This window comes from Pseudoalteromonas sp. (assembly GCF_041629635.1).
Classification (GTDB): Bacteria; Pseudomonadota; Gammaproteobacteria; order Enterobacterales; family Alteromonadaceae; genus Pseudoalteromonas.
Genome location: NZ_JBFKMX010000015.1, coordinates 37,976 through 48,313 on the forward strand (window position 1 = coordinate 37,976; position 10,338 = coordinate 48,313).

Consider the following 10,338-nt stretch of genomic DNA (forward strand, 5'->3'; position numbering starts at 1 on the left):
ATTAAAGCCGCACTAGCGGCTTTTTTTGTGGCTGAAATCACGGTTGTTACTGGCGATTAGCTTAAAGTTTACTATTCTAAAAACTGCAACAATTGTATTTGGGGCAGTAACCAATGAAACTCTCTTCTCTTACCGTATGCATTGCATTATCTTTTTCTGCAAGTGTATACGCCGAAATCGATAATCATCGTTTTATTATTCAAGTTGATAATGGCCATAAAGGCGTTGTTAAAGCTCTTGCAAAGCAATTAGGAGGCGATATTAAACTTGATAGCGATGGTTTTTTTGCCGCTTCATTTAATGGTACCGACTTATCTACGCTAAAAGGGCTGCTAAATAACCCACATATTAAATTAATTGAACAAGATCATACTCGCAAAGCATTTAACCTTTTTAACGATGATATTGGTGATGCAATGTCACAGCAACTAACGCCTTATGCTGTTTATCAATCACAAGCAAACCAAGTGTTGTTTGATGGAAATACCGGTATAAAAGTATGCGTGATTGATTCAGGATTAGATCAATCCAACAATGATTTTGTTTGGGGCAATATAAGTGGTACTAACGATTCCGGTACTGGTAACTGGAATGAGCAAGGCGGGCCTCATGGCACTCATGTAGCAGGCACCATTGGTGCTGCAGATAACAGTTTTGGTGTTGTGGGCATGGCACCTGGCGTGCAAATGCATATTGTAAAAGTATTTAATGCCAGTGGCTGGGGATATTCATCAAGCCTTGCTCATGCCGCTAATGTTTGCTCAGCAGCCGGCGCAAATATTATTAATATGAGCTTAGGTGGTGGTGGCGTAAGTTCTACTGAATCTGCCGCATTTGAAAATTTTTCATCAGCTGGTGGTCTTTCAGTTGCCGCTGCGGGGAATGATGGCAATAGTGTTCGCAGTTACCCTGCAGCTTACTCGTCGGTGATGATGATAGGCGCTAACGACGCTAACAACCAAATTGCCAGCTTTTCGCAGTTTCCAAGTTGTGAAACCGGGAGAGGTAAAAAGCGCAAACAAGATGAAACTATTTGTGTTGAAGTCACCGCAGGTGGTGTAAATACTTTATCAACCTATCCAGCAGGAACCGCAAGTAGTTCGGTTGTTTTAGCTGATGGCGTTGGTGTAGCTTCAAGTGCAATGGAAAACTCCGGGGATGAAACGGCAGCACCTTATTTTATGGGGTTGGGTAACGCAGTCGATGTTGGTGCAAATGGCAAAGTATGTGTAATTGATAGAGGTAGCATTAGTTTTCATGATAAAGCGCTTAATTGCCAAAACTCTGGAGGGGTTGCTGCAGTTATCGTGAATAATGAAGCCGGGCTCTTTAGTGGCACATTAGGCTCTCCTAACAACACAAGTATTCCTACAGTTGGCGTAGCATTAGAAGATAGAAGTGAAATGTTGAATGCACTTTCCATTAGAGTAAAAGTGGGTGCTAGTGATTATGGTTATATGAGTGGTACATCGATGGCAACTCCTGCAGTTGCAGGCGTAGCAGCACTGGTTTGGTCAAATCATCCTGATTGTAGCGGTGAAGATATTCGCAGTGCATTAAAAGCAACAGCACTTGATGCTGGTGCAAGCGGCAAAGATGTGTACTTTGGTTATGGCATAGTGCAAGCAAAAGCTGCTGATGATTATTTAATTGCTAACCCGTGTGGTGGTGATGGTGGTGGCGACCCTGGAACTACTGACCTTAATGTAACTGGCTATAAAGTAAGAGGTGTACAACACGTTGACCTTGTTTGGTCCGGTATTTCGGGAAGTTTGGTAGATATTTACCGTAATGGCATTGTTGTTAATTCAGTAAATAATGATGGGGAGTACACAGATATCATAGGGGTTAAAGGAGGGGGAAGCTACACCTACAAAGTGTGTGAGTCCGGTACTAATAAGTGTACTTCAGAGCAGTCGGTGGAGTTCTAAGAAATACGTCATATTTAATTCATTAAATAGTGAATGTGCCTTTCTATAATTAAATAGGAGGGTACGCTCTTGAAACTCGATCCTACATGTTGGGCACCTAAGCATTATTACAAGCGCATTTTAATTTGCGAATTTGTATTTTTATTCTTTTGTTTGCCGATACTTTTGTATTTTGTACGCGATTTAATTGCGTCTTACTTATTGTTATTTTTGGTATCGGTAGTAGGGTGGTGCGTTTTATTGTTGTTAAGCGATCCTCGCTTTAAGCGTTTTCGACTTTGGAATCCAGAACAGCTCAAACTCTCTCTTGATAGGGTTGCAGCAACTTTTGTAGTGGCCGCGCTTTTTATGGTGGTTGCTAGTTGGTATTTTACCCCACAGTGGTTTTTTACTTTGCCAACCCAACAAACCAAGTGGTGGTTTCTGTTATTAATACTTTACCCCATTTTTTCAGCGTGGCCACAGGAAGTGATTTTTCGTACCTTTATGTTTCATCGCTATAAACGCGTGTTTAAAAGTAAGCAGTTACGCGCATACTTAAGTGCCACAAGTTTTGCCTTAGCGCATTTATTATTTGCAAATTGGATAGCGGTAGTGGGTGCCTTTATTGCCGGTTTAGTATTTTCATTTACTTATATCCATTCGCGCAGCACTTTGTTAGTAGCAGTTGAGCACAGTTTGTGGGGGTGTTGGTTATTTACCGCAGGGCTCGGCATGTATTTTGATAGCTCGATGCGTTTATACAGCGATTAAATGGCTACATATTAAAATAATAGCGGTAGCCAATTTGATATTGAATTTCTTTTTTATCAATTGCTTGACTTAAATACCACCGCGAAGGGCGGTGAGAGTCGATATAGTTAAGCTCGGTTAGTAAAAATGATTGCTTAGAGAGCTTATAGCGGTAAGCGAATGAAAAGGCATTACCTTGCTCGTTGTTGTTATCACCCCAAAGGTTATCTAAATCGTCTACATTAAAATGCTCGAAACGAGCAGCAATATGGTGGTTCGACCAAAAATGGCGTAGCATCACAAAAGCATTGGCGAAATCATTATCGACAACTTTTTCTTTGTATGGTGAGGTCATGTAAGTATTGCCTTGCATATATTGCGCAATGACTTCCCATTCTTTTGCAAAGCGATATTTTAAAGCCGAATGAATAAACTCTGTCGTCCATGTGTATTGGCCGTTTTCTACTAAGCCTTCTTCGGCAAAATTATCATAAAAACCAAAATTGAATTTAAGTTTATTGTTGTATTTCCAATTCGCTGAAATATGCAAACCAAAACGGTCATCAAGTTCTAAAAATGGGTCGGATTCGGCTGCTTGAAATTTGAGTTTAGCATCGCGCGCAGGGAAATCTTGTACGATTAACTTTTCGTGTAACAAGGTTTGCCGACTACCAATAGTCCAGCCATGCCATGCAAGCATTGCCCCCGCTGGGTCATTATTTTTAAACAATGAAACATCAGCTGAAAAGTCATGCTTAGAGTTTGAGAATTTTCCTAACTTTTCAAGTGACAAATTAAGACCGCTATTTCGTAATTCTTCACCAACCCAATTGTTTAAACTGCTAGAGGTTAATGAATAGGGGGTTGACCAAGCAGTAGCTACATTTTCAACACTAATCGTTGGGTAGAAAACACCGAGTTTTGATTTTATTCGCCAACCACTGCTTGTTGGCAGGCTTTTATAATTCAAATAGCCTTCGGTTATGCCAGTGGCACTATTACCTTTGTTGGCAAATGCATTAGCAACGACTGTAGCTGACCAGGTTGAATTAAATTCTAAATCGAGATGGGCACCTAATTGACCTAAAGCTAAACCACTACCATCATTAAAGCGATATTTTCCATAGTCGCCAGCTAAATAGCTTTCGTTACCATCACTTGCAACATGGTAGGCTCTCAAATCAATTATTCCTTTAAGGTTGGCGTCTAATGCAAAGCTGTTAGCATGTATGCCAAATAAAGAAAATACTATTAATACGTTAGTTAACCGTTTTTGCATTCGCTGTAATCTGCTGTTGGTAGTCTGATTGTAATAACCATGTTTCAAAATCAAGTGCCGGTAAGGGCTTACTAATAAAATAGCCCTGAGCTAACTCGCATCCTTGCGACTTAAGCCAAAGTAATGTTTGCTCATCTTCAATGCCTTCGGCAACCAAAGTTAACCCCATATTATGAGCCAGTTCAATTGTTGATTTAACAATGATTTTGTCGTTCTCATTATCAAGTAAATGTTGCACAAAAGAGCGATCAATTTTCAGCTCTTGCACTGGCAGCTGTTTTAATTGCGCCAGTGACGAATAGCCAGTGCCATAATCGTCAATGGAAAGTTTAAAACCATTTTGGTTTAGGTAATTCAACACCTCAGTTGCTTTGGTTGGGTCGTCTACTACTGCATCTTCTGTCACTTCAAGTGTAATAGCGCAATCCCCAAGTTTATGTTTGTTTTTAAGTGCTATCACAAAATCAGAGTAGGATTTATCTAAAATATTCTCAGCTGAGATATTAATAGCGATATTTATTTTAATCCCTTTATCCAACCATTCTAAATATTGATTAATTGCAGATTGAGTTACCCAACGCGTTAGTGCATCCATTAACCCTGTTTTTTCGGCAATGCTAATAAAGCTATCTGGTGGAATGAGCCCTTTTTCAGGGTGTTGCCACCTTACTAATGCCTCAACATGGCTAATTTCCATGGTTTTTAAAGATAGTTTTGGTTGATAAAACAGTGTCAGCTGATTTTCTTCAATTGCTGCTCGTAAATTATTGGTTAAGAACAGTCGCTCAATGGCATTTTGGTCAAAAATTGGGTCGTATATTTGAAAAGTGTGCTTATCATTTTTTGCTCGTTGAATTGCTACATTGGATTTTTGTAATAACTCTGCAACTGAACAGTTAGGGTGTTGAGATGAGCGCACCACACCAAAGGTAAACTGAAGATGCAATTGTATATTTTGAAAATGGCATTGCATTGTTAATGCTTGTTGTAACGTGCAGATTAAATTTTCAATATTTTGTTCTTTTGCAATTAGTACAAAATATTCTGCACCAAGGTGGTAACTATCAAAGCCATGCTCTGTTTGTACAAGTTGACTCGCAACTTCATTTATTACGTAGTCACTCGCTTGATAGCCAAGGGTATCGGCGATGTCTTCTGCGCGTAAAATGCATAATTGAATGATTAAAAAGTCATTTTGCGATTTTTGGCGTCGTTCAATTGCTGCAATTAATGCATTACGATTGGGCAGATGAGTAAGTTGGTCATGAAATGCTTGAAAGCTGATGGTTTCTTCTCTTGAAATAATCGCTTTTGTCATCACATTAAATTCGCTCGAAAGTTGCCTTAACTCTAGGCTGCCAGTGACATCAACAATGCCATCGTAATTTCCTTTGGTAATTGATTTAACTTGGCTAACTAAGTTTTTTATTGGTCGAGTAATGTCTCTGGCTATTGCAATTGCCCCAAAAGTAGACAACACAACCGTAATTAAAACTAATAAGAACAATTGGCTCCATTGAATATCAATGCTTTTTAGCAGATCAGCTCTTGATTCAAAAAGAACCGCTGATATATAGCCGCTATTCGTATTACCTAGTTCTAATCGGCTGTATAAATATTGTTGCTCTGTATTGGCGATGATACGTTTAAATACATCGGCTTTTATCGGGTAGTTTTGCTCATCTGAGCTGGCAATAACACTGTAATGTTTGCCATCAAAACTAGCAAAGCCAACATTAACATCTGTCAAAGCCGCTAGCTCATTTGCAAGTGCATTATTAATTAAATAGCCAAAACCTATCCAACCAACAATTCTCGCACCGCTTTTTATGGGAGCGAAACTTAATTGATATAATGCATTATCAATAAATACTAATTGTGCAGTTTGTTGTTGTAATACGTTTGTAGATAAGTTAAATGGTTTACCTTGCCCTTTGCCAACACGCACTTTTTTATTGCCCTGATTATCGATAATGGTAACCAGCTGCGCAAAAACAGTACCTTCATTGTTTATTGCCATAGCAAGGTCACTATCAATGCGCTTTCTATGGTTATTAAGAGCTATTAAAAAGCTTTTGGTATCTTCTTCGAGTACGGATTTAAGGCCATAATCTTTTGCGGCTGTTTCGGCAAAGGCTGAAAGATAATAGCGCCGGTTATTAAATTGTGTTTGAAAAATATCGGATGCATTGCTTAAGCGATTATTTAGCTGGGTGCTTTCTAGTGTTATATTCGCGTGGTAAGTAAAATAAAAACTTACCAGTTGCACGAGTAGAAGCAAAAATAGAAATAAAATTAGTATTTTACTTTGTAAACTGCGTACTTTGAAAAGTCTCATAATGAATTAGTACTCTTCTAAAAAATCGAATTCTTGTTGTCCAACTTGCTTTGGAATAGGCAGTAGCGGTTTTGCTAAAGTTAATGTGATTATCTCTTTTTCTTTATTTAGCGAATGAGTCTCAGTAATTTTATGAGAAGGTGTATCGATCTGAGGGTGCCAAACTGAAATTTCATATTCACCGGTGTCTTTAAGAGAGATACTCGATAGTCCATTTGTGTTTGTTTTAGCAAAATATGGGGTATCAACCACTAGAATAAAGCCACTCATCCAGTCGTGAATATTACAACCCATGGCAACTTCTTCTGTCGTTCTAATGTTTTCAATTTGTTTGGACGAGCCTGCTTTTAACTTAAACTCAAAGCGGTTATTACCGGATACCGAGTAAATATGATGCGTAATATCGTCTTTATTTGAGAAAACAATATGTTGCCCTTTTTGCATTACCGTAATGTACGGCGCAAATTTTTTATCTTGCTGATCGATCACAAGAGGTTGGTTATTGGCGGGTAAATCGATTGTTCCAGACTTCGGCGTAAGATAAACCACAATGTCGTTTATTGGGGTGTTATTTTTATCAACTACCTTAATAGCAATGTCTAGCGCATGCGCGTTTGCAATCATTATTAATGTTGAAAGTGAAAACAGTATATTCCTCAAGCGTTTTTCCCCTGCATGCTTAGCTCAATCAATTTTTCTTTCAATTTTAAAACGAGTGAGTTGAGCTAAAAATAAGTTTAGACCTGTTTATAGCTAGAGCGAGGTTTTACAGAAAAAATTGCACGATTTATGAAGAATAAAAAAGCCAATCATTTTTAGATTGGCTTTTTCGAAACAGTAAATGCAAAAAGAGCTTATTCGATATTCTGGATCTGTTCGCGCATTTGTTCAATCAGTACTTTTAACTCAACTGCAGCGTTAGTTACTTCGGTATTAATTGATTTAGATGCTAGCGTATTTGCTTCACGGTTAAACTCTTGCATCATAAAATCTAAACGGCGGCCGCATGCGCCACCTTTTTTAAGGATTTTGCGCGTTTCTTTAACGTGCGACTGTAAGCGGTCAAGTTCTTCTGCAACGTCTTGCTTTTGTGCAAGATAAATCAGTTCTTGCTCAAGGCGATTTTGATCAATCTCTGCTTTTAACTCTTCTAAACGGTTAGTTAGTTTTTCACGTTGCCATTTCATTACTTCAGGCATTTGTCCGTTTACCATTTCAACTTGATTGATAATCGCGGTTAAGCGGGTATCAATCATAGTTTCTAGGTTTGCACCTTCCGAGCCACGCGCATCAATAAAATCAGAAACAGTTTTATCAAAACCACTTAGTAATTCCGTTTGCACTGAATCCATATCCATTTCTTCAGCTTCCATTACGCCAGGCCAGCGCAGAATATCCATTGGGTTGATATCGCCTTTTATTTGGTCTTGCAACCAAGTTGCATTATTCATAAGTTGCTTAGCAAGGGTTTCATTAATTTTCATTTCGCCCACATGCGCTGGGTTAGCATTAAATTTTAGTGCCACCTCAACTTTACCGCGTTGCAATTGTTTACGCAGTTTTTCACGGATAACAGGCTCTAGTGCTCTAAATTGTTCTGGTAGACGAATAAAGGTTTCTAAGTATCTTTGGTTAACAGAGCGAATTTCCCAAACGCCGTTACCCCAGTCACCTTTAACTTCATGGCGAGCGTAGGCTGTCATACTATGGATCATGTGCGGTTTCCTAAGTTTTCAGAAATGATAATTTGTGCTTGGTCGCATTATAGCGGAAGTTGTTTAGCAGCTTACAGTAAATTTTGTTTGATAAAAATATAAAGAGACTGCCTTTTATTACTTTTCCCGTAGCGAATAAAGGAATTACTTCTTATAATATGCCAAATCTTGAATAGTGAGGATATCTAATGCGTCCTAGTGAACGAACGCCTAACCAAATTCGCCCAGTCTCTTTTACCCGTAATTATACAATGCATGCTGAAGGCTCAGTATTAGTTGAGTTTGGCAATACTAAGGTATTGTGTACTGCAACAGTTGAAGCTGGTGTGCCGCGTTTTATGAAAGGCCAAGGTAAAGGTTGGATCACTGCCGAATACGGTATGTTGCCGCGTTCTACTCATAGCCGCTGTGGTCGTGAAGCTGCAAAAGGTAAGCAAGGTGGTCGCACTATGGAAATCCAACGCCTTATTGCACGCTCGTTACGTGCAGCAGTTGATTTAGCTGCGCTTGGCGAAAATACAATCACTATTGACTGTGATGTTATTCAAGCTGATGGTGGTACGCGTACTGCTTCAATTAGTGGTGCATGTGTAGCATTAGTAGATGCACTTACCTACATGCGTACTAAAGGCATGATCAACGCAAATCCACTTAAGCATATGATTGCTGCAATCTCGGTGGGTATTTATAACGGTGAAGCGGTAACGGATCTAGAATATTTAGAAGATTCAGAAGCTGAAACGGATATGAATGTGATTATGACTGAGACAGGTAAGTTTATTGAAGTGCAAGGTACAGCAGAAGGCGAACCGTTCTCATATGACGAATTAACTGACTTACTTGAGTTGGCTAAGCATTCAATTCGCGAAATCATCGATATGCAAAAGCAAGCGTTAGCGTAATAGGGTACAACATGAAAGATTATCAAAAAGAGTTTATTGAATTTGCACTTGAGAAGCAGGTACTTAAGTTTGGTGAGTTTACACTAAAATCTGGCCGTACTAGCCCATACTTCTTTAATGCAGGTTTATTTAATACTGGTCGTGACCTTGCGCGTTTAGGTCGTTTTTATGCGGCAGCGCTTCAAGATTCTGGTATTGATTTTGATGTGTTATTTGGCCCCGCTTATAAAGGTATTCCAATTGCAACAACAACTGCGGTTGCATTAGCAGACCATCACGAGCGTGATGTACCTTATTGCTTTAACCGTAAAGAGAAAAAAGATCACGGTGAAGGTGGTACATTAGTAGGTTCTGCACTTGAAGGTAAAATCATGCTGGTGGATGATGTTATCACGGCTGGCACGGCAATTCGCGAATCAATGGAAATCATCGCTGCAAATGGTGCAGATCTTTCAGGCGTACTAATTGCGCTTGATCGCCAAGAAAAAGGTAAAGCTGAACTTTCTGCTATCCAAGAAGTAGAACGTGACTTTAATACACAGGTAATTTCAATTGTTAAGTTAGCCGACCTTATTACTTACCTTGAGCAAAAAGGTGATATGTCAGAACACTTAGCATCAGTTAAAGCGTACCGCGACCAATACGGTGTAGCGTAATTACATAAAAGTTTGATATAAAACCCCGATTATCGGGGTTTTTTTATGGATAAATAAAATGAGCGAAATTAATAAACCAAACGGCGGCGGGCTACAGCGTGTATTTAAAGCCAGCTATTGTTCTTACTTAGGTATAAAAGCGGCAATAAAAGAAGAGGCAGCATTTCGCCAAGAATTGTTTCTAGTATTAATTATGTTTCCGGCTTCATTTTGGTTGGCTCAAGATTTGATTCACTGGGCTGTGTTAGTTTCAGTGCTGCTATTAGTATTAATTGTAGAATTATTAAATTCAGCAATTGAAGCGTTAACTGATCGCGTAAGCACAGAAAGACATGTTTTATCTGGTCGCGCAAAAGATATGGGTTCAGCTGCTGTTACTTTTTCACTATTAATCGTAGGTATTGTCTGGGGCGTAAGTCTTTATATAAAGATCTTTGCTTAATTTACGTTGGTGTAAAAATAGTCACGTCTTAAGTTATCCAGCTTTAAAAGTGATAAATATGTAACGAAAGTTGCAAATTCTGCCGGTTTTGTACATATTTCGCCCGAACGATCCAAAAAACTAAAAAAAGTTTGAAACAGGGGTTGATCCAAATTCGGATCTCTCTATAATGCGCCTCCACCAACACGGGGAACGACGCAGTATAGCAGCGAATCACGAGTTGGTTGAGTCAAGTAAAACTGAGTTTTGAAAGTTTTTAAAAATAATCAAAATTAAGTGTTGACAAAAAAATAGGAAAGCGTAACATACGCAGCCCTAACAGCGACAAAGCGTCGCGGCAAAC

General features: G+C 39.0%; 9 protein-coding genes. 5 read left to right on the forward strand and 4 right to left on the reverse strand.

The window, feature by feature from the left end; all coding sequences use genetic code 11:
• Positions 1-113: 113 nt before the first annotated feature.
• Positions 114-1,931, forward strand: a complete 1,818-nt coding sequence (locus ABYD77_RS04040; RefSeq protein WP_372767236.1) for a S8 family serine peptidase — start codon at positions 114-116, stop codon at positions 1,929-1,931.
• Between the two features lie 69 nt (positions 1,932-2,000).
• Complete coding sequence (locus ABYD77_RS04045; RefSeq protein WP_372767238.1) at positions 2,001-2,684, forward strand: CPBP family intramembrane glutamic endopeptidase; 684 nt, start codon at positions 2,001-2,003, stop codon at positions 2,682-2,684.
• A gap of 4 nt (positions 2,685-2,688) precedes the next feature.
• On the opposite strand, the gene ABYD77_RS04050 is transcribed toward ABYD77_RS04045, so the two are convergent.
• The 4 genes from ABYD77_RS04050 to ABYD77_RS04065 form a co-directional block, all read right to left on the reverse strand.
• Entirely contained in the window at positions 2,689-3,942 is a 1,254-nt protein-coding gene (locus ABYD77_RS04050) for a hypothetical protein (RefSeq protein WP_372767240.1), read from the reverse strand.
• A complete protein-coding gene (locus ABYD77_RS04055; protein ID WP_372767242.1) occupies positions 3,923-6,280 on the reverse strand; it encodes an EAL domain-containing protein in 2,358 nt (785 codons plus the stop codon). The genes ABYD77_RS04050 and ABYD77_RS04055 overlap by 20 nt, the downstream gene beginning before the upstream one ends.
• 6 nt (positions 6,281-6,286) lie before the next feature.
• Positions 6,287-6,904 carry a hypothetical protein gene (locus tag ABYD77_RS04060; RefSeq protein WP_372767244.1) on the reverse strand — a complete coding sequence of 206 codons (618 nt, stop codon included), beginning with the start codon at positions 6,902-6,904 and terminating at the stop codon, positions 6,287-6,289.
• Positions 6,905-7,134: 230 nt separating this feature from the next.
• Positions 7,135-7,995: a YicC/YloC family endoribonuclease gene (locus ABYD77_RS04065; RefSeq protein ID WP_372767246.1), complete on the reverse strand. Its 861-nt coding sequence runs from the start codon at positions 7,993-7,995 to the stop codon at positions 7,135-7,137.
• A 188-nt stretch (positions 7,996-8,183) separates the two neighbouring features.
• Between ABYD77_RS04065 and rph the strand changes: the two genes are divergently transcribed.
• The 3 genes from rph to ABYD77_RS04080 are packed head-to-tail and all read left to right on the forward strand — an operon-like array spanning position 8,184 to position 9,995.
• The gene (gene rph, locus ABYD77_RS04070; protein ID WP_010561976.1) at positions 8,184-8,897 is read left to right on the forward strand and encodes a ribonuclease PH; all 714 of its coding nucleotides are present in this window, start codon (positions 8,184-8,186) and stop codon (positions 8,895-8,897) included.
• An 11-nt stretch (positions 8,898-8,908) separates the two neighbouring features.
• The gene (gene pyrE, locus ABYD77_RS04075; protein WP_372767248.1) at positions 8,909-9,553 is read left to right on the forward strand and encodes an orotate phosphoribosyltransferase; all 645 of its coding nucleotides are present in this window, start codon (positions 8,909-8,911) and stop codon (positions 9,551-9,553) included.
• 58 nt (positions 9,554-9,611) lie between these two features.
• Positions 9,612-9,995, forward strand: a complete 384-nt coding sequence (locus tag ABYD77_RS04080; RefSeq protein WP_038637438.1) for a diacylglycerol kinase — start codon at positions 9,612-9,614, stop codon at positions 9,993-9,995.
• The last annotated feature ends 343 nt before the right edge of the window (positions 9,996-10,338 follow it).